Raw genomic sequence first — 22,043 nt, 5'->3', positions numbered from 1 at the left:
TGGAGAATTTTATGTCTGATTTACGTCAACGTTTTTATATTGAAGATAGCCCTGTTCGTGGTGAAGTTGTGCATCTAGAAACTGCACTACAAACCATTTTAGCCCAGCGCCAATATGCGCCTGCGGTACAAGTACTTTTAGGTGAAATGCTCAGTGCAACAGCTTTACTCGCCAGTACATTGAAAATTAAAGGGCGAATCAGCTTACAAATCCAAGCACAAGGTACATTTAAATGGGCAATGGCAGAATGTAATCACTTAGGAGAAATACGTGCCTTAGCTGACTATGAGGAAGACCCTCGTTTTATGGAGGGTGAAGACAGCAGTACAGTACTTGCAGCCCTCACTTCTCCAGTCTTATTTATTAACATCGAACCTGAGTTCGGTGAGCGTTATCAAGGTATTATTGCTTTAGAAAAGCCAACGTTGGCTGGCTGTTTGATGCAATACTATGATTTATCAGCACAAATTCCAACACGCATTGTTTTAGCAAGCAACGCAACTCGTTCAGGGGGGTTACTGATTCAACTCTTACCCCGTAACAATGAAGAAGAACAGCAACGTGTCGATGAGGATTTATGGCCTCGCCTGACCATGTTGACTGAAACATTAAAGCCTGAAGAATTAACAGATTTAGATGCTCAAGATATTTTATATCGCCTCTATAACGAAGAACAAGTACGTTTACCTGAAGCAGAACAGCTCAAGTTTGGTTGTACCTGTTCTCGTGAAAAGTGCGCCAATGCTCTCATTCAAATTGGTTTAGAGGCAGTCAAGGAAACCTTGGAAATTAACAATCCAATTGAAATGGATTGCCAATTTTGTAATAAACGTTATATCTTCACAGCCAAAGATGCCTTAAGTTTGTTTGGTGAACATTTAAGCTAAATATTTCAGCTAGGCTTTATAAAAAGAGCAAATAATCTTGCTCTTTTTATTAAAACTCTATCCCTCATTGAACTCTTCCATCTTACGATGAATAACCAGGTTTCAATTTCACATTTTCATCAGTATTCAAATTTTAAAAACCATCTTTCACAAATAATTCTATTTATTTTTTCTTATTGTATTCAGCAGAGATTCTTTTCTCCTTTTAAAACTGCGATTTATAATTTTAAAAGCTGAGTTTTATGCCTCTTGTTAGCTTTTGAAACAATATCTTAACCAAGTAGTCCTTTCAACTTTGCTCAAAATGGCATATTAATGAATGAAATCAAGATCAACAATGAATCAGAACATGGCACAAAATTATTATGAAGACTTAGGAGTTTCTAGAGATGCAACTCCAGATCAAATCAAAAAAGCATATCGAAAATTAGCACGTAAATATCACCCTGATGTCAGCAAAGAAGCTGATGCAGAAGAAAAAATGCAAGCCATCAATGTTGCCTATGACACATTAAGCAATGAAGAAAAGAAAAAGCAATATGACTTTGAGTTAGATCATCCTCAAGGGTTTGCAGGGGGTGGCTTTGGTGGACAAGCAGGTGGACAAGGCTTTGATGGTAGCCAGTTTTATCGTAGCAGCACGGGTGGTCAACAAGACTTTAGCGGTTTTGAAGATTTATTTGGACGTTTTGGTGGTGGGTTTGGTGGCGGACATCAACAAGACTTTGGACAACGTCAATCTCGTCAACAGCGCAGCTTTCGTGGTGAAGATCAACATGCCAGCATAGAAGTACCGATTCATGTCGCATATGAAGGCTCCACTCAAACCATTACCCTACAAATTCCCACCTACAATGCCTATGGTGAACCTGAAGTACAACGAAAAACCTTACAGGTTAAAATCCCAAAAGGGATGAAAGAAGGTCAACAAATTCGCTTATCTAAACAAGGACAAGCAGGAATTAATGGCGGTGAAAATGGTGATTTATATATTGAAATTCTGTATCAAGACACAGATCGAATTCGTGTCGAAGGTGCGGATGTGTACTACACAATAGATATCACACCTTGGGAGGCAGCACTTGGACAAAACGTAGAAATCAACACACCTGCGGGCAAAGTACAAGTGAATATTCCTAAAAATGCAAAACAAAACCAGCAATTACGCTTAAAAGATAAAGGGATTCCAAATAAAACTGCGGGACATTTATATCTGGTTTTAAATATTGTGTATCCAAAAGCAGATACAGCCCAAGAGCAACAAGCATATCAAGACTATGCCAATGCTTTTCCGAACTTTAAAGCGCGATAAACTTTCGACATCTTAAAGGAGCATACTCATGACAACTATACATTACCGTGAAATTGTCTGTAATGGCTATCAAGACGCTGAGATCGTCGATGAACGATTATGTTTTGATTTAACGCATTTTGCCCAAGCGTGTGGCCAAAGCCCTGAATGGGTATTACAACTATTAGAATATGATATTTTGGCAGCCCGTCCTGAAGACCGTATTCATCAATTTTTTGGTGAAGATGTCACCCGTGCCCGACGTGCTTATCGTTTACAGCGTGATTTTGAAGCCAGCTTTTCGGCAGTTGCCATGATGATGGATTTGATTGATGAAGTTCAACAATTACGCAAGCAAGTCAGACATATTCATCATTAAAGTTCATTAATTCATTTCAAATTGTTAAATACAGATGACAGGTTAATCTTCAACCTGTCATGATAGTTTTCTTATACAATCAAAACTGGTGTGAAGAGGTGATCTGCTCCTATGAATTCCAAAATTATGAATAAGAAAATCAAGCATATGTTTCCTGAACATAGTGAACTTGTAAACACGCTCAAAGATGAAAATCCACATTTTTCCAAACTCTTTCAAGAGCATGAGGAGCTGGATAAAACCATCACCCATTTAGAGCTTGATCCAATTAATCATATTCATGATGATATCGAAATTTTAAAGCGTAAAAAATTAAAAATTAAAGATGAGCTTTATCTACTTTTACAGAAAGCTTCAACACTTAGCAACAAATAGCATAGTTAGAAATTATTTCATTTTTGTGATTTTTTCGACTTCTTTCATGGTTTGCCTAATCGGTTCATAGTCTAAAAACCAAAGGAGATTGACGTGTTGATTTTTATGTTGCTGCGCCAACATATCAATGACGCTTCTTTCTCCACGCCCGACCAAATGGCGACGATAAAAATAAACCAATAAAACCACGGTGCAGATCAACATGGCAGATAACATAAGCCAGAAACCGAGTGGACTTTTTAGCCCCGGAATAAACTCAAAGTTCATTCCATAAATTCCAGTCAGAAGCGTAAGTGGTGCAAAAACTGCCGTAATTATCGCTAAAATTCGCATATTTTCATTGGTTTGATTGGCAATTGCGGAGAAATGTAAATCAATCGCGGCTTGGATGGCACTGCTCAAGCGTGCAGTATATTTTTGGATACGCTCTACGTGACTACTTAAGTCATCCACGCGTACCAACATTAAATCTTGTTTATCTGATTTTTTCTTGCCTTTCAGATGTGAGTAATTGTCCACGATTTCATCACGTAATTCTTGTAACGCATCCATTTGTTCTTCGCATAGATTCTCAATTTGTTGAAAAACCATCATTTCTTGGAATAACTGATGCCATTGTGCAAAGCGTCGATTGCCCTGCAATAAGTCTTGCTGCCAATATTCTACACGGCGTGTTAAAGGTTTCCGCAAATCCAAGTAACCATCAACCATACTATTTAACAACCTTAATGCAAGGTCTAAAGGTGTAGATGGTAATTTTCGAGGTTTGTTTTGCTCATTAAAACCTTTATTCATAATATTCATGATACGGTTTAAATAGCTCTCAAAGGCATAATTGCCCTTTTCATGAATACTAATCAGTACTTGTGGTGTAATCACAAAACTGATTGGAGATGAAGTTAAACCAAATATACTTTCATGCTGCTCGACTGCTGCCTCACCACTCAAAATATGGTCATCTGGTGTAATTAACTTTCTAAAAATCAACAAATCATAATCCTCCATCGCATCAAATGCACAAGGATGTTCAAGATTTAAAATGTCGCGAATATGATATTCATTCAGATAGACATCGGTTAATTCTAAAATTTCTTGTTGCCAAAGTTCGCTACGATTGACCACATCGTCACGGGTGCAATCTACCCATACAAACTGTTGTTCTGCTTGTGCATTTGGCTGATTTTGAATACAAGTCTGTTGTTCCGAAGCTTGAAAAAAATAAAAGGTCTGCATAAATCATATTCTCAAACACAATTTTATTTACAAAAAATTGGCTTTATTTTTAGAAAATTAATTTGGAATATCTTACTGTAAATTAAACGTCGACTTTGTTGTGAATCCAGCATTTTTGTAGAAAAATAGCGCCTGTTGCAACGACTCAACATACAAGTACATTGAAATATAGACGAACCCGATACAATCCCATAATATATTTATGGAATGAAGAAAATCTAAACAACATGCTTGAAGGTTTACTTGACTTAAGTCAGCTACAAGCAAAATAGAACAATATTTTCAAAACCAATGAGGATCATCTATGTTTCCAGAATACCGCAACTTAATCAGTCAACTTAAGCAAAATGATGCCCATTTCTCTAAAATTTTCGAAGAACATAATGGGCTAGATCATGAAATTATTCGCTTAGAGCAGAATCCTGTCACGCAAGGTATTGATGAAATTGATGTTTTAAAAAGAAAGAAGCTAAAACTTAAAGAGGAATTATATGAGATTTTACAAAAAGCTGATCAAGACTGATCTTTTTTAGCAAATCTTAAAAAATAAAAAGTCCGCATCTAGCGGACTTTTTATTCAACTTAAATATTAAGCTTGTTCGATGTCTTTCATGGTAAGTTTGATACGACCACGGTTATCTACATCTGCAACTTGTACTTTGATTTCCTGACCTTCAGCAAGAACATCGGATACATTAGCAACACGTTCATTTGAAATTTGAGAAATGTGAAGTAAACCATCAGTCCCTGGAAGGATGTTTACGAACGCACCAAACTCAACGATACGAATAACTTTACCTGTATAGATTGTACCTGGTTCAACTTCAGCAGTAAGCGCTTGAATTTTAGCAATTGCAGCTTGAGCAGCCGCTTTAGACTCACCAAATACACGCACTGTACCATTGTCTTCGATATCAATCGCAGCTTTCGTTTCTTCAGTGATTTGACGAATCGTTGCACCACCTTTACCAATCACATCACGGATTTTGTCTGGGTTAATGCTGATCACTTGGAAAGTTGGCGCATGCATTGAAATTTCTGGGCGTGCACGTGAAATCACTTGGTTCATTGCATTCAGGATGTGCATACGACCTGCATATGCTTGGTTCAATGCAACTTCCATGATCTCTTCAGTGATCCCTTCAATTTTGATATCCATTTGAAGTGCAGTGATCCCATTTGCAGAACCTGCAACTTTAAAGTCCATATCACCAAGATGGTCTTCGTCACCTAAGATGTCAGACAGCACTGCGAAACGCTCGCCTTCTTTTACAAGACCCATTGCGATACCCGCCACTGGTGCTTTCAATGGAACACCTGCATCCATCAATGATAATGAAGCACCACATACCGAAGCCATTGAAGATGAACCGTTAGATTCAGTAATGTCAGATACGATACGAATCACATATGGGAAGCGGTCAGCAGGTGGAAGTACCGCTTGTACACCACGACGAGCCAAACGACCATGACCGATTTCACGGCGTTTAGGACCAGATTCACGACCTGTTTCACCTACAGAGTATGCAGGGAAGTTGTAGTGCAACATAAAGTTGTCAGTTTTTGTTCCTGCTAAAGTATCTACCATTAAGGCATCACGTGTATTACCTAGTGTTGTTGTAACCAACGCCTGTGTTTCACCACGTGTAAACAATGCAGAACCGTGTGCACGATCAAGTACACCTGTTTGAATATCTAAAGCACGTACAGTTTTGGTATCACGACCATCAATACGTGGTTTACCTGAAAGGATGTTGTCACGTACTGTACGGTATTTAAGGTCTTCAAATAATTCGTTAACTTCGTCAGCAATACCCGTTTCATCACCTTCTGGAACAAATTGAGCCAATGCCTCTTCATGTAAAGCATCTAATACCGCATAACGGTCATGCTTCACTGCAATGGTATACGCTTCAGAGATTTTCGCTTCAAATGCTTCTTTTAATTTTGCACGTAATTCTTCATTTTTTGTTGGTGCAGTCCAAGTCGACTCTGTTGCACCTGCCGCAGCAGCAAACTCTTTAATTGCTTGAATCGCAATTTGCATTTCGTCATGACCGAAAAGCACAGCGCCCAACATTTGGTCTTCTGAAAGTTCTTTCGCTTCAGATTCAACCATCAATACCGCAGATTCTGTACCCGCAACGACTAAGTCTAGATCAGATTGTGCAAGTTGCTCTAAGTTTGGGTTTAGAACGTATTCACCGTTAATTAAACCTACACGCGCACCACCAATTGGACCACGGAAAGGTGTACCTGCGATTGCAAGTGCCGCAGAGGTACCAAGCATTGCAGCGATATCTGCTTCCATGGTTTTGTCAGAAGATACAACTGTAGCAGTCACTTGAATTTCGTTGTAGTAACCTTCTGGGAATAATGGACGGATTGGGCGGTCAATCAAACGCGAAATCAAAGTTTCAGCTTCCGACGCACGACCTTCACGCTTACCATAACCACCTGGGATACGACCCGCAGCATATTGTTTTTCTTGATAGTTTACAGTTAACGGGAAAAAGTCTTGACCCGCTTTTGCTGTAGGTTGTGCAACAACAGCAACCAATACAGTGACACCACCCATGGTGATCAATACTGTGTTGGCTTGACGAGCAACACGACCTGTTTCTAATACAACTTGATGTTGACCGTATTGGAATTCTTTACGAACGATATTAAACATCGACATATAATTTTCTATCCTAGTTCTTTTGAACAGTTATTCTAGTGGAGACCCCTAAGGTTTGGCATTCACTTCAAAACTCAAAGCAAGGGTAAATGACAAAGCTTAGAAGCCGACCTCACTAGACCATCATTTATAAAACCTACAATTTAGACACGAAGAAGGAGCGAATATTCGCCCCTTCCATTATCTAGCCAAAGCTAGACAGACTTTAGTTTTCATCAGTACAGCATTGGTCATGCAATAATCCGAAAATAAAAGTTTAAATCGAATTAACGACGTAAACCTAAAGCAGCAATCAAATCGCTGTAACGTGTAGAGTCTTTACCTTTAAGGTAGTCAAGAAGCTTACGACGTTGGTTAACCATACGAATCAAACCACGACGGCTATGATGGTCGTGTTTATGTTCTTTGAAGTGACCTTGTAAGTCATTGATTTGTGCAGTCAATAAAGCTACTTGAACTTCTGGTGAACCTGTGTCGTTTTCAGCACGAGCGAATTTTGCAATGATCTCTGCGCGATCTGCGTTTGTTAAAGCCATTCGATTTCTCCGAGATGCTTAAATTTAAATATTTGATACAAATCAAATTGATTCTTCAAAACCAATTCAACTGCCGTGCATCACTACAGCAGTCGACTATTTTAAAGGAACTACCCTCAGATTGCAAAACTATCCTGAGAATATTTCAACTTGATCACAAAGCTCTTGCAAATTTATGACAATGTCTAGGCAGTTCGGACACTGACAAGCGAAGTACTGAAAGGCAGACTGCTTGGTTAGAAAAATAAAATGGAAAACATTGTGAAAATATTTTCAACCAATACTTGCTATGTGCCGAAAGACCTAAATAGCATCACTCAAGCCAAAGATGAAGTAAATGCCGAACTTGGAGGAATGAATCCAAAACAAGTGCAAACCATTTGGCGTAGTGTTGAAGCACTTTATAAAACAGGTAATCACCCGCTCATTAGTGTGTGTATTCGACGGCAAGGGCAAATCATGCTGAATCGCAGCATTGGCTATGTCAAAGGAAATACCGCACAAGGCTTAAGTCGGGATGCCGCCATTGCAAATCCAGATACTCCGATTTGCTTATTTTCAGCATCTAAAATCGTAACAGCCATGCTGATTCATATGTTGGATGAAACAGGGGAAATAAACCTACTAGATCCCATCAGTTATTACATTCCTGAATATGCACAAAATGGCAAACGCCGTGCCACGATTTTCCATTTACTCTCACATCGTGGCGGTATTCCCCGTATCGAAACAGAAGTCACGCCTGAACTCTTGTTTGACCGTGAACAAATTTTACAACACCTTTGTGCGGCTAAGCCGATCACAGCCGCAGGCACACACTTGGCTTACCATGCGGTAACAGCAGGCTATATTTTAGGTGAATTGATTGAACGGGTCACAGGACAAGATATTCGTCAGTTTTTACATGAGCATATCGAAAAACCAATGGGTATGGATTATTTTAATTATGGGCTTCAACCAGAATTTCGTGATCAAGTGGCACTCAATGCTGCAACAGGTATACATCCCAAACTCGGCACTGATTTATACCTTGATCATGTCTTAGGAGGGGGATTAGAACTCGCCGTCAATGTCACCAATGACCAACGTTTTATGGATACGGTTTGTCCTGCAGGAAATATTTATACTAGCGCTGAGCAAGCCAACCGTTTTTTTGAAATGCTGCTCAATGGTGGTCAATATAATGGCAAGCAAATCATGAGCCCACAGACTGTATTTAGAGCAACGTTACCGACTTCATCGACCAGTATAGATCGCACTTTGCTTGCGCCTATGCGTTATGCACTTGGTCCAATGCTTGGAAGTAATCCTGTGGGTATTTTTGGTCCATCTACAGGACAGGCATTTGGACATATTGGCTTCTCCAATATCTTATGCTGGGCAGATCCTGAACGTGATATTAGTGTGAGTATTTTAAATACAGGAAAATCTGTCATTGGTACACACTTACCGACTTTGGCAAATGTTCTGATGCAAATCTCACGACAATGTCCAAAAATCTCTAAAGAACAACGTCGTGGTTTATTTGGTACAGATGCGACTGAAACTGATTTGGTTTAAAGGGCTTAGTCTAAATAAAGCTTAGACTTATTTTGAATGAAAGGGTATTGCGACTCATGTTCTCCATGTTGTGAAATACTTGATATTAGCTCTTCTGATTTTTAAGTTATAGTTAAGAAAAAGCCCTTAGATTACTCTAAGGGCTTTTCCATTGCGCTGTAGTTTCGTTATTTTCTGATTTTTGTTTTTTTATTTATTTTTATTGTTATTTTGCTGTTCATTTATAAATGTGTATTCATCCGTGCTTCACTCAACCCAATCTAATCTATGATTTCCTTATGAACACATCATGACATATTCAAAATATGATGGAAGTCGCATTTTTCTTATATTTTTGTAAGAAAAAACGTACATTATGTATACTATGTTGATTTTATGTAAATCACATAGACATAAAAAAGCCCTGTAGTCTCTCCCAAAACTACAAGGCTTAGCGGCTGTAAGTTTCCTCTTTATGCCCTACTTCATGTAAGTTCGCAGTCTCTCGACTTTAAATTATTGTTATTGTGCGATTTTTGCTTAGTGCTCCATACCAAGCTCTTTATGTAGCCATCATCTCAAAATCTTTACGCTAGCTCTATGCGTCAATATCTTGAATTCATGTAAGCTATTTCTTACAAAAGTCACTTTATTAAGTTTTAATTAACAATTAATGCAGATTTTTAATTTTTTTAACCAATCCACTTTGTCGCTGTGTAGCAACAGTTAAAGCTTGATAAAAAGCATTTTCTTGCACCAATAAACTTACTGCCGATTTAGCACGAGTGATCGCAGTATACAGTAGCTCTTGACTCAATAGTTTCTGTGCAGGTGTGTCCAAAATCACCATCGTATGTTGGAATTCAGAGCCTTGTGATTTATGAATCGTAAGTGCAAAAGCCGTCTGAATCGACTTCGGTAAACGTGAAGCCAGCACCCATTTATTTAAACTTGGAAAATACACTTCAAACTGTTCAGCATTTTGACGATGCTTAAAGCACACACCAATATCTCCATTGGATAAACCAAGCTGATAATCGTTGTAATCCATCATCACAGGACGTCCAATATACCAGTCTCCTTGTCGATATAAATGTGGAATAGCTTTAAATAAAGCTTGCTCCATTTCAACATTTACTGCGTTTAAACCCAACTCACCATGTCGTACTGCTGTTAGAATTCTGTATTGGTCAAAAGCTTGAATAACCTTGTTGATTTTTTCTGATGGCTCAGGATCATCCAAATACGCTTTTAGACTGTCAAAATAGTCCTGAAAACCTAGACTTAATTTTTGATAATAATCTGCATAGGCAGTAGTCGAGATCGTTTCAGGCAAATATTCCAACTGAATGACATCTTGCATGTCTGCTTTAAGCTCAACATGTTGAATCTTACTTGCAACCACAATTTTCTGTTCAAACTGTTGCAAAAGTTGTGGCATCCCGATGTCTGCAATCGCTTCTTGTTGAATAAACTGTGCTAATTTACCAATCGCAGCATCTTGTTTAAAGCGATGGGTCGTCACTAAATTTACTCGATTTTGTTTTAAATCTGGAACTTGCTGTAAGTCAGCTAAAACCGAACCCACATCTACAGAAGCCAACTGATTGGCATCACCCAATAAAATCAATCGGCAATGTTCAGGTAACGCTTCAAAGAGCATAGTCGCGAGATTTAAATCCAACATCGAAGCTTCGTCCACCACGATCACGTCATAAGGCAAAGGTTGTGTCAAATAAAAACGTGGAATATGCTGATTTCCTAAGCCTAATAATCGATGAATCGTCACAGGATTAAACATCTCTAAACGTAGTCCAAACTGCTGTAGTTTGGGATCATTTAAAGATTTTTGTAGAGCTTCTCCCATACGCTGTGCGGCTTTACCCGTTGGCGCTGCCATCGCAATACGAATCTCTGGTAAAGCTTGATGTAAAACCGCAATAATTCGTGCCAAGGTATAGGTTTTTCCTGTCCCAGGTCCACCTGTGATGATATTAAAAGCATTTTTTGCAACCATCTTCAGTGCATTTTTTTGATGTACATCACTTAACAAATCATCAAAATTTTCAGTATTAATGGCTTGTATATTTTGTTGTTTTAAGCGCATGACTTGCTGCGCTAAACGTTGTTCAAGCTGCCAATAACGGTATAAATATAAATACTCATCATTAAAGACAAATGGTGCAACCTGCTGTTGTTGGGCTTGATTTTCTGTAATGAATAATGATTCTAAACCGTGTAAATCTCGATTTTGTTGTTTTAAGCAACTGTCTCCTTGCAAAGAAGCCATCAAAATGTCACTGATTAATTTAAATGAATTTTCATGTATTTTTTCATCTTGGAATTGGGTTTTTAATAGATAATTTGTCCAGTTGCTAACCCATTGAGGTAATTCATTTTCTAAATTTTGACTATTTTCCACACAGTTATCCTCAGAGTTATCTACAAGGTTTTCAACAAACTTATCCACAAACTAGTGCTTTGTTTATATAGAGATTCATTTAAAATATCATGCAATATTGCTAAGTTTATCCTCAGCAAAATAGCCCAATATTGCATCTAATCGAAGAATAAATTCTGAATTTGGTCGCCAATAATGATAGCCTTGTCCTTCTTGCCCATTCATGCCTCTTAAATACAAATAACTTGCCCCACCTAAATGTTGATCAATCTGATAATTTTCTAATTTAACACTGAGGTAACGATGCAATGCCACGAGATACAACGCTGCTTGTAGCCAATAACTGGCAAAACTCATACTCTCCTGAATCGCAGTACTGCTATATTGTTGCTGATCAGCACCTAAGTAGTTACTTTTATAATCGGCAATATGAAATTTCTGACCATCATAAAATACAAGATCAATTTCACCTTTTAAGTAACGTGCAGCAAAAGCGTCCTTAAACTCAGGCATTTGAATATCATACTCAGCAAATAAAGCATGAATCCGTTGAATAGTCAGCACCCGATCTGCCAATGCCAAATGAAATGGAAATTCGGCTAAGCGCTGAGTATGACTGAGTTTTTTAAGTTTAAAATCATCCAAAATCGGTGTGTCTAAGACATCCAGCAACCAATCTTGCATCATCTGAATCAATATAGGTTCAATGTCTTTTTCATCTTGTGGCTCAGCAAATACTTTTTGATATTTCTCAAGCAATTCATTTTTCAGCTTTTGATCTTCATTGGCAAAACGGCGTTTCAGTTCAGTCGTCCATGTCTCTGGATTTTGAAAATCAAGATGTTCAAAAATCTTATGTAAAAATGTTCCCGCCGTTGTTCCCATCGGAAAATTATCTTTAATCCATGCGATCGGTACAGTTGCTTGCTGAGCTGTTTTAATACGAGGATGGATATAGCTTTCATCTTCTGCAACCGCACTGCTCGGCTCTGTCACTGCCAAGGCATCCTGAATTTGCTGACGCGTCAGATGTTGCGCCAAAGCACTAAAACTGGTTTTAGTTCTAGAATAAAAACGCATATTTGGCAGTGGCATTGCCTCGATTGCTTCAAAGTTTTCAATCACTTTGGCTTTAAGCGCAACTGGTCGTTGGGTCAATAAATCTTCTACAACACAACCCACATGCTGAAAAGATTGCGCAGGATGCCCTCGCCAAAATGCTAAGCCTGTAGTTGATTTTCCAGCATCATCTTGCATCATGGCATACACACGATAGCTGGCACGTGTCAGTGCCACATACCAAAGACGATGATGCTCTGCCAACGCACGTTCGTCATGCTGTTGAATCGCCTCAGGTTTTAAAATATTTTTATCATTCACAGCCACAACACGTTGTTGTTCAATCTGTCCTGTTTGGGGATTTAAAGTTTCTTGAGTAGAAAAATTTAAACTTTTATTGGGTTCACGAAAGTCCTTATCCGCACCCAATAAAAATACGATTTTAAACTCCAAACCTTTGGACTGGTGAATGGTCATCAGCTGTACACCTGCATCATTTGACAGTTTACGCTCTAATTCCCATTCTCGTTCCATCGGTGAAGTCAGTTGCTTTAAATACCAATGATAGAGATTTTGTGCGCCTTGATAGCGCTCACTGTGCTGGCTCAACAGTTCAGTTAAATGACGTAAATTCACCACAACACGTTCATTATCACGGCTTTGTTTAGCAACTAAATTTGTCCAAACCTTAAACTTGGTCAAGGCGTATTGCCAAGCTGTTAAAAAGCCTTGTTTTAGCCACATCTCACGGATCAAATCAAATTGTTCAATATAATGACTTAGACCTTCGGCTTTTTGCTCAAGTTTAATCAGTTTTTTTAAGTCAAATCCCATTAAGCGACTCAGTAAAGCCCGTTTGACTTTGGCTTCATCATAAGGATACATAATAGCAGTCAATACTGCGCCAACATCTTGAGCAAGTGCGCTACTAAATACACTTTTTTTAGCAGGTCGATTGGTACGAATCCCTAAAAATGCTAAGGCAGACTGTGCTTTGTCTAAACCATCATGATTTTTAGATAAAATCGCAATATCATTTTCATCTAAAGCCCGATTGCCATTCTTTTCTTGAAAGTAAAGCTCACCCTGAATGGCTTGATTCAGCAAATCCCGAATCTTCCAAGCAACTTGTTCCGCTTCGGTATTTTTATCCTCTAACTGTAACCAACGTAAAGGTGTAGGATTAATCTGTCCATGATCAATCAAGTCTGGATGTGGGCGACTTCCTGCTTGTACTGGCGTATAGAAAACTTGCTCACCAAAATCGGTTTGACGTTGGAATAATGCGTCTATCACTTCAACCAAAGGCTGAACAGAGCGATGATTATAGACCAAATTGTAGGCATTTCCGTCTTTGCCAAACACATCTTGATGTGCTTTTAAAAAGGTCAACATATCGCCACCACGGAAACCATAAATCGCTTGTTTACGGTCACCCACCATGATCATACATCCATTTTTCACCCGACTCGGATGACGCCAAATCTGTGCCAACATATCGTCTTGGTCTTGGTTGGTATCTTGGAACTCGTCCACAAGAATCAAGGGATAACGTGCATGAATAAAACTGGCAAAACGCTGCCCTTGTTCACCTTGTAATGACTCAGCAAGTGTACGAATTTGCTGGGCAAAAGTGGTTTCACCTTTTTGTTGAAGCACTTGTGGCAAACGTTTTTTGACTTCACTTGCCAGATGAAATTGCAAATAACTGTCTAGTGTGTCCAAATCACCACGGAGTTGTGTCAATGCCTCAATAAATTGTTTTAAGTTCAGGATCACCGCATTTTGTTCAAAACTTTGCAGAATATCCTCAGAACATTTATTTAAAACTTTTTTGGTGGTCAACTCACTTAAGGCTTTTAAGGTATCTGCATGTTGTGCGACAAAGATGCTATAGATACCTTGTTGACGAATTGCAGCGATCAAGCGCGGTAGCTGCTCAGTCAAAAGTGACTGTATTCTGCCATGATCTCGCCATTTTTTACCAATGATCTTATGATGTTGCCCATTTTCTAAATAAAAATCAGACAAACTTTCAATCTGGGTTACATCCAGTGTCAATAAATCCTGAACCTCCTGATCAAATTGTGAAAGATCAATGTGTGGCGGCTGGATTTCTTGTAATTTGGCTGAGGTGAAATTCAGACTATTTTCCACTACTGCTACATACACATCTTGAGATTTGAGTTTTTTATTTAAGATTAAATAATCAATCATATTTTGCGGTTGCTTTTGAATCCACTCTCGCAAAACATCGTGAATGAGTTGAAACGTATAACTTTTTGCATCATCGGTAATTTCGGCACGTTCGATCTTGCCACTTTCAAAGGCAAATTCACGTAACAGTTTTTGGCTAAAGCTGTCTAAAGTCCCAACAAATAATTCATCCAACTGATCAATCACCAACTTTAAACGTTCACAGGCATAAGCAGTTTGTGTCGCAAATGTCACTAAAACTTTGGCAAACAGCGGGTCATTTTCTTGAGCAGCTTTAGCAAGAATCTCTTGTTCTGTCAGACTACGACACCCATCAAAATAACGATAAGTTTCCTGTAATCTTGCTCGAATACGGCTTTTTAACTCGGCAGCTGCTTTACGAGTAAAAGTGGTTGCAATCACTTGATTAGGTAAATATTTTTCAAGAAAAATACGCACCATTAAACTTGAAAGTGTATAAGTTTTGCCTGTCCCTGCAGATGCCTCGATCCAATGTAAACCTGCAAACTGCATGTCTGCAATGGGTTGAATGGATACCTTTTTAGGCGCATTTAATTGGTTTTTCGGTGGTGAAACTGGGTGCATAACTTATTCCTCCACCATAAACTGGTATTGATAAATCGGTTGATACAGTACATAGGCAAATTTTTCACAGGCATATTTTAATAATGCAGTTGCATCTTGTTCTTGTAATATAAATTGCCAATCAGAATGTTTTTTACTCCATTCCATATCTTCTAATGCGAATGGTAAAAATGCATCACTTTTATTCCATTCCTTGAGTAAATCAGGCAAGTTTGCAAGTTGCATTTGAGCTTGCTCATCCTCTAACCACTCCAGTGTTTTGCCTTTCTCAGCCAACAATAACAACAATGCCGCAGGCAACACCAAAGGTTCAGATTGTGCATAAGCATATGCTTTAAACCATTCTGCCAAATATGCTTTGGCTTGTTGTGAGCTTACCCCTGTATTGATAATGGTGATATCACTAAACAAAGCGATTCGTTGCAGTTTTGCCGATTGTGCTTCGTCCAAATTGAGATAACTCAACCAAAGTAAATATTCGAGCCAAACTTTAGCACGCCGACTTGCGCGTCCACTCGATGCATTTAGGCTGACCCAATGCTGGGCAAATTGTTGAGGGACACTGATATTCATCACGACATCAACAGAAATACGCCATTGCCGTTGAGTGGTCGCAGTTACACTGTCTGCATATTGTTTTAAACGTGCTTTTAAGTTGTCTTGTTCCATGACACTGATTTGCCAAGCACTATATTGGGCTTTACCAATCGGCAATTGATCTTGTAGTAAACCAAACTGCTCTTTGTCAGTGACAACTTGATTTTTTTGTAAATACTTTTTTTGTAAATAATCACGAATTTGATACCGTGCCAAACCATCCAATACCAAAGGTTCAACTTGTGCAGGCACATCCTGTGACTTTAAATTCTGTACACCCAAAGTTTTTAAATACAACCTCGCAGGAAATACCATGTCCTGAATCCATTGCCCTGCGTCTAAGATCGTCATACTCTCTTGCACCACAGGATAAGGCGTATTTACCCACGCTTCTCGTTGCTCCAAACTTGATGATTGTTGTAAATATTGGGCAACGTTATACCACTGGTCTTGATAACGCACAGCAGTATTTTCCAAAAAGCCTTGTGGCTCAAAAGGTTGTAATGCATGCACATGATAGAGCGAACGAATATTCTCAGGAATTTCAATGCCATTTATACAGACAAGTTCTGGTATCTTTTCTACAGGAAGATTTGAAGTGTGGCTAATCAAAGCGATATGACTAACCAACTCTTGCAAAACGCTAGAAGGATCACGGACTTCCCCATCATTCACATCAAAGCCATTGTAAAATAACCATAAACTGTCCTGCGCCAACAGCAAAGTATCTAAAAATGCACCTTGATCATCCTCTAAACGCGAACGATCGCCCAATTGTGGACGTAATATTTCCATCAAATCAAAAGGAATATGTTGGTTACGTGTTGGAAATTTACCACTGTCCAAATTTAACATGACCACCAATTTATAGGGCAATGGGCGAATTTGCCCAATTTGGCTGAACGTAATATCACCCGTCGGTAAGGTTTGAGCCAATTGTGTGGATAATGCGGTTTGGATTTCTGCCAACACATAAGGTAAAGGCAAATGAATACCTTTTAAATGATTGGCATCTTGTTGTTGATTACCCAAACGCAAATACGAATGTCGCAGCATTTTATGTTGTAGGTTTAAAGCATCGAGTACCACTTTGAGTACTTCAACACCTGTATCAATGAATTTATAGACCTCGACGCTTAATAAATTCAACCATTCTTCAACGGTTTTACTTTGTCCCAGCTCATGCTGAATTATCCAATCCCGATGTGCTGCAAAATCTTGGTAAATTTCAATCAAGATGCCAATTAGTTCAAAATCACTGGAGAGCACATTTTCAAAACTTAAAGTATCCGCAAAAATTTGATGGGTAGGAATGGCGACACCCAAACTCAAACGATCTAAGGCAAATTTAAAACTAAAACGAAAATCTTGATCATCCTCCGTTAAGCTACGTTGTAAATGCGCTGCATCCAAACCTCGTTTAAAACCTGCTTGGATCAAAAGCGCTAATATGCGTTGAGTATTGGCGACATCCAAGCCATAACGCAGTTGTGTCGCTTCTAAATTAATCCAATCTGAAAAATCTTCAACCGTAAAACGCCCTTGTACCCATTCAATACTGCCCAAAACTGCACGCCAAGCATTGTCCACATCCAGCTGAGTGACACCTGCAATTTTTGCAGGTACATGGATACTATCCTGATGCGGAATATGTGGAAATACACTGCGAATCAACGGCTCTATTTCTTTTAAATTTGGCACTAAAACCAAAACATCACTTGGGCGGCGTGGGTGTTCTTTTGTACTTTGTGAAAGCCAATGAATCAACTGCTCTTTTAAAACTTCCAACTGTCTTAAAGAAGAATGACACACATGGATTTGAATCGAATCATCTTGTGGATCTAAAGCATAAGCATGTGTTTCTGGCTCAAGCAAATACAAAATATCAGATTGCAATTTGCTTAGTAGATGACTCGGTTCTTCATTCACAAACGCATCGACCCACTGCCCTTCCTCACCAGAAGAAAGCTGTGACAATAATGAAAAATGATCTCGTGCTTGCTTACCAAAACGGGTCAGCAAAGGATGACGTGACTCACGAATTTCAGCATTAAAATTTAAGGTAAATTCATCAAAAAACCGCTGTACATCGGCATCTGTAGCTTTGGGGTTTTTAGCAATAAAGCGTTCTTTTACTCCCAAGTCATAGCGTTTTTTCCAGTTTGGATCGACACTGTCTGCCCAATATTCTTGAGATGGGTTGTAATGTAAAATAATAACATCTAAGTACTGCCCTAAACGTCTTAAAAAATCCAACTGCTGTGGCGGCAAATCTAACAAAGTAAATACCACTACTTTTTCAGGCAAACACTGTAAGGCTTTGTGACGTTGATCAGGATTATCGAGAATTTCCCAAAACAAATTATCGATCAAACCCATTTCCACAAAATCATCATGAAAAGTATGCACCCACAGCCAACGTTGCCATTGTTCTAGTTCTTGTGCTTGGTTGAGCTGAAAGGCAGAAAGCTGTTGATCCGTTTTAAAAAATTGCTGTTCAATGTTCAACCCACGCCCTTGTCCCCATTGTCCCAGCCAATTGCTTGGACAGGTACACGGCTCAGCACAACCCCGTTGGCATTGCCCACGATAAATCATGTAGTTACTAAACAGCAAAGACACTTGCTCTGCCACCCAATACAACATGCTTTGTTTTTTGAGCTGTTTTTCTAGACCTTGTTCAAGCTGCGCTGCCGCATCATAAATACGTTGAATAATGGGATGAAGTGGATGCTCTGTGGCTAAGGCATTGTCAGGCGTTTGTATAAATTCTTTTAAAGTCTGGTAAATACGCCATTTCATGATCAAGCGTGGCACGTTGGCTTTACCCACACGGTCATCTTCACCGTTTAAAACCTGTTTATAGGCATACCATTGAAAGCCACGGATTCGTTGATGAAACACAGTATTGGCACTCACACCACGCTGCTCAGATAAGCGTTGTGTAAGCCATTCTTGTACTGCAGGGGTTGGCACAATAAAATGTTGTGGCTTTAAAACTGAAAATGGGTCATTCGAAGCGGTACTGGCACTTTGTAAAACACCTTGAACCAATATATCAATCGATTGGCTTTGAATAACATGAATCCCCATATTTCCTCATTTTCTTTATGTAAATAAACACAAAATCATAAACTTTCATTACTATACATCTTAAACACAATATGCCATTTTTACAGTATAGTTCGCACGAAAATGTTCTAAAAAACCAAGCGAATCAGCTTTGGGACAAAATATTATAAACAGTTTGATGGAGAGTTACTTTTTATGAAAATCGACAAAATTCCTGATTCAATCGATCCAAGTTTAAACTTAGAAAATATTCGAGAGGAATGTTTAGCATTGGTTAAAAAACGGGCGTATTTTTCAGCAGGTGCTGCTGTGATCCCGATTCCTTTTTTTGATGTAGTGATTGATGTTGGTATTTTATCGCAGCTAATTCCTGAGATTAATGCACGTTTTGGCTTAGCGCCAGATCAAATCAGTGTATATGATCCAAAAACCAAACAAATTCATTGGAATGAATTACGCAAACGTGGTTTTGAGTTTTCAGGTTTAGTGGTGGCACGTACTGCGGTCAAATCATCTTTAAATAATGTGGCTGCAAAAGTCATTACCAAACAAGTGACCAAGTTTATCCCATTAGGTGGGTCTCTTGTTGCAGCGAGTTTAGGTTATATCGTGATGAAAAAAGTCGCTGAGGCGCATGTGGAAGAATGTTATAAATTAGCAAAAGGGATTCAAAATAAACAAAAAGAGAAAATTGTGAAATATTCTTGATAGATTTATTGAAGCGTGAAAAGCGGATGATAAATCCGCTTTTTTTCATTTTAAAATTTAAAACTTATTTTCCGAGCAACTGAAAATTGATCAGGTACTTGTTTTTTAGGAAAAATACTTAAGTAAACAATATCCAATGGTAAATCAATCTCGCCACTTTGATTTGCTTTTAAAATTGCTGCTCGCTTAGCATATTTTATACAAAATCCATTTGATTGAATTATATTTAAATAGGTATCAAATGAATTATAAATAGTTAGCTTTTCCACTTGGCTATATAACTCAGCACAATCTCTAAAATCTCGAAATAAATCCAAAAATTCAGCATAAGCATGTTGAACTTCGAACGGTAACTCGAAATCACACGTACTCATATCACTTCGACACCATTCTGCTAAATCACCCACTAACCGACCCGTTCTTAATTCTCTAGCATCCAATATTAAATACTCTGTATTAGCTTTGTGGATTGCCGTTTCAATTTCTTCCTGAGTTGGAAATACATGAGCCTTATTAAAACAGTCAATATCACTTGCCTCAAAAGATCTAGCTAATGCTCTACGGGTATCAAAACTTGCAGACACGCCATTTTCCACTCTTTGAATTGTTCGAATATTTAAATTTGATATTTCAGCGAGCTGCTCTTGTGTCCACTTACGAGCATCTCTCAGCACTTTGACTAATATTGCCAATTCATCATTATTAATTATTCTTGCTTGTTGCTGAGTCATAATAGAATCCTACTTGTTAAGAATAATTCATTCTAGCTATACCTTAATATGACTAACACGACAGACACCCGACAGTAATCTGACAACATTACTTAAAATTTCTAAAACCGTCTAAATGTACTTTAAGGATTTATTTAAAGTATCAATCAGCTTTCAATTGTTTTAAAATCGCCTTTAAAATCTCAATCCGAGCAGTATATTTATCATTGGTCGAAATTACATGCCAAGGCGCATAAAAAGTATGTGTACGTTGCAACATATCTGCTGCTGCCTTTAAATAATCATCCCAATGACTCCGATTACGCCAATCATCTTCCGTAATTTTAAAACGCTTATGTGGGGTTTCTTCACGTGCTTTAAAACGTGCCTCTTGTTCATCTTTACTGATGGCAAGCCAAAACTTCACGATTACATACTGGTTATCAGTTAAATCTTTTTCAAAACGATTAATCTCATCATACGCACGTTGCCATTCAACAGGTGAGGCAAAACCTTCGATCCGCTCAACTAAAACTCGTCCATACCACGTGCGATCAAAGATCGAAATCTTTTCATCTTCTAACAGCTTCGTCCAAAAACGCCATAAATAAGGTCGTGCCAATTCATATTTTTCTGGGGCTGCAATGGTATAAATGCCGTATTCGCGTGGGTCTAATTTTTTGACAATACGCTTAATCGCTCCACCTTTCCCTGCTGCATCCATGCCTTCAAAAGTAATAATCACTTTTCGCTCATCAAAACGCATCGCTTCAGCGACTTTTTTCGTGAGTTTCTTTAATTCGGCTTTATATTCATCCTCATCCATCTCCTCTGTAGAAGGTTTGAGTAATTCATTTGGAATTTCAGCTTGTTGCCATTTTTCTTTTACTTGGGTCACATAATTTGGAAGATGTTTTAAATTTTTTAAAATGTATTGAGCAAATTCTTGATCTCGAATTTCTTCATCTTCACAATCAATAATCAGCCAATCATCAGTAAAACGCTGACGTAACTTCTGCACATTGTCATATTGTTTTTTATTTCGCCAATCCAAACCATGTAGTTTATGCCAACGTTGATCTTCAGCATCCATTTTGTCTAAACGTTTTTGTAACGATTTCCAAGACAAATCAAACCAAACTTTAATGACATCAACGTGATTATTTTTTAAATCTTGCTCAAATGCGTTCATTTGTGCCACATAAGCATCAAACAATGTGTCATCCATCGGTGCAGAAACATGCAAAGCTGTTGATAATAAATCACTGTACCAATTGCCAAACATCACCAAAATCTGCCCTTCTGCAGGAATATAGCGCGCATAAGGTTGCCAAAAAGCGCGATCTTTTTGCATCATGTAAGGAGGATCTGCTTTGACACGTAAATAACGTGGATCTACCCATTCACGCAATTGTTTGACTGCCTCACCTTTTCCTGCAAGTTCAATGCCACTGACCAAAATCACCAAACTTTTGGCATTTTTCTGTCCTCGGGTATTTTTCAAAGCATATTGGGCTTCAATCAACGCTACGGAAAGTTGATCTGCATCAACCAGTTCACATGAAGATTCATTTTTTTGCATGAATTCAGCTCTTTTCTTATGTTTTCGTTATACTTTTTCAAGTTTACAAAGATTTTTTGAGGCTGAATACATTTTTTGTATCACTTTTTATAACGTTTAAACCCCGATAAAATTGCGTAAAACGAACAAAATAGAGAAACAACTGACTTAATTTCAGTCACCTTCAAGCAATACCGTCATGGTTGTTCA

The 22,043-nt window shown here is 38.4% G+C and carries 15 protein-coding genes; 7 read left to right on the top strand and 8 right to left on the bottom strand.

Features of this window, described 5'->3' with window-relative positions; all coding sequences use genetic code 11:
* Window positions 1-11 precede the first annotated feature (11 nt).
* From hslO to DJ533_RS04540, 4 genes are all read left to right on the top strand, one after another.
* The gene (gene hslO, locus DJ533_RS04555; RefSeq protein ID WP_065994026.1) at window positions 12-887 is read left to right on the top strand and encodes an Hsp33 family molecular chaperone HslO; all 876 of its coding nucleotides are present in this window, start codon (window positions 12-14) and stop codon (window positions 885-887) included.
* 349 nt (window positions 888-1,236) lie between these two features.
* A complete protein-coding gene (locus DJ533_RS04550; RefSeq protein WP_065994025.1) occupies window positions 1,237-2,199 on the top strand; it encodes a DnaJ C-terminal domain-containing protein in 963 nt (320 codons plus the stop codon).
* A 28-nt stretch (window positions 2,200-2,227) separates the two neighbouring features.
* Window positions 2,228-2,557 carry a chaperone modulator CbpM gene (locus DJ533_RS04545; RefSeq protein WP_065994024.1) on the top strand — a complete coding sequence of 110 codons (330 nt, stop codon included), beginning with the start codon at window positions 2,228-2,230 and terminating at the stop codon, window positions 2,555-2,557.
* Between the two features lie 111 nt (window positions 2,558-2,668).
* Complete coding sequence (locus tag DJ533_RS04540) at window positions 2,669-2,932, top strand: YdcH family protein (RefSeq protein WP_065994023.1); 264 nt, start codon at window positions 2,669-2,671, stop codon at window positions 2,930-2,932.
* A gap of 12 nt (window positions 2,933-2,944) precedes the next feature.
* Here DJ533_RS04540 and DJ533_RS04535 read toward each other — a convergent pair whose 3' ends face one another.
* Complete coding sequence (locus DJ533_RS04535; RefSeq protein WP_065994022.1) at window positions 2,945-4,165, bottom strand: magnesium transporter CorA family protein; 1,221 nt, start codon at window positions 4,163-4,165, stop codon at window positions 2,945-2,947.
* 304 nt (window positions 4,166-4,469) lie between these two features.
* On the opposite strand from DJ533_RS04535, the gene DJ533_RS04530 reads away from it, so the two are divergent.
* Entirely contained in the window at window positions 4,470-4,688 is a 219-nt protein-coding gene (locus DJ533_RS04530) for a YdcH family protein (RefSeq protein ID WP_065994021.1), read from the top strand.
* A gap of 66 nt (window positions 4,689-4,754) precedes the next feature.
* On the opposite strand, the gene pnp is transcribed toward DJ533_RS04530, so the two are convergent.
* Complete coding sequence (pnp, locus tag DJ533_RS04525) at window positions 4,755-6,842, bottom strand: polyribonucleotide nucleotidyltransferase (RefSeq protein WP_171488588.1); 2,088 nt, start codon at window positions 6,840-6,842, stop codon at window positions 4,755-4,757.
* A 272-nt stretch (window positions 6,843-7,114) separates the two neighbouring features.
* Window positions 7,115-7,384, bottom strand: coding sequence for a 30S ribosomal protein S15 (gene rpsO / locus DJ533_RS04520; protein WP_065994019.1), 270 nt, complete (start codon window positions 7,382-7,384; stop codon window positions 7,115-7,117).
* A 261-nt stretch (window positions 7,385-7,645) separates the two neighbouring features.
* Here rpsO and DJ533_RS04515 point away from each other — a divergent pair, with 261 nt between their 5' ends.
* Complete coding sequence (locus DJ533_RS04515; protein ID WP_065994124.1) at window positions 7,646-8,944, top strand: serine hydrolase domain-containing protein; 1,299 nt, start codon at window positions 7,646-7,648, stop codon at window positions 8,942-8,944.
* Window positions 8,945-9,593: 649 nt separating this feature from the next.
* Here DJ533_RS04515 and recD read toward each other — a convergent pair.
* The 3 genes from recD to DJ533_RS04500 form a co-directional block, all read right to left on the bottom strand.
* Complete coding sequence (gene recD / locus DJ533_RS04510; protein ID WP_065994018.1) at window positions 9,594-11,345, bottom strand: exodeoxyribonuclease V subunit alpha; 1,752 nt, start codon at window positions 11,343-11,345, stop codon at window positions 9,594-9,596.
* An 87-nt stretch (window positions 11,346-11,432) separates the two neighbouring features.
* Window positions 11,433-15,185 carry a UvrD-helicase domain-containing protein gene (locus DJ533_RS04505; protein WP_065994017.1) on the bottom strand — a complete coding sequence of 1,251 codons (3,753 nt, stop codon included), beginning with the start codon at window positions 15,183-15,185 and terminating at the stop codon, window positions 11,433-11,435.
* Between the two features lie 3 nt (window positions 15,186-15,188).
* Complete coding sequence (locus DJ533_RS04500) at window positions 15,189-18,875, bottom strand: exodeoxyribonuclease V subunit gamma (RefSeq protein WP_065994016.1); 3,687 nt, start codon at window positions 18,873-18,875, stop codon at window positions 15,189-15,191.
* 174 nt (window positions 18,876-19,049) lie between these two features.
* Here DJ533_RS04500 and DJ533_RS04495 point away from each other — a divergent pair, with 174 nt between their 5' ends.
* Window positions 19,050-19,562, top strand: coding sequence for a hypothetical protein (locus DJ533_RS04495; RefSeq protein ID WP_065994015.1), 513 nt, complete (start codon window positions 19,050-19,052; stop codon window positions 19,560-19,562).
* Window positions 19,563-19,612: 50 nt separating this feature from the next.
* Here the strand turns inward: DJ533_RS04495 and DJ533_RS04490 are convergent, their stop codons facing one another.
* Window positions 19,613-20,293, bottom strand: coding sequence for a helix-turn-helix domain-containing protein (locus DJ533_RS04490; RefSeq protein WP_065994014.1), 681 nt, complete (start codon window positions 20,291-20,293; stop codon window positions 19,613-19,615).
* A gap of 142 nt (window positions 20,294-20,435) precedes the next feature.
* The gene (gene pap / locus DJ533_RS04485) at window positions 20,436-21,854 is read right to left on the bottom strand and encodes a polyphosphate:AMP phosphotransferase (RefSeq protein WP_065994013.1); all 1,419 of its coding nucleotides are present in this window, start codon (window positions 21,852-21,854) and stop codon (window positions 20,436-20,438) included.
* Window positions 21,855-22,043 lie beyond the last annotated feature (189 nt).

It is taken from the genome of Acinetobacter defluvii (assembly GCF_001704615.3).
Lineage (GTDB): Bacteria > Pseudomonadota > Gammaproteobacteria > Pseudomonadales > Moraxellaceae > Acinetobacter > Acinetobacter defluvii.
This window is presented reverse-complemented; position numbering and strand designations above follow the sequence as displayed.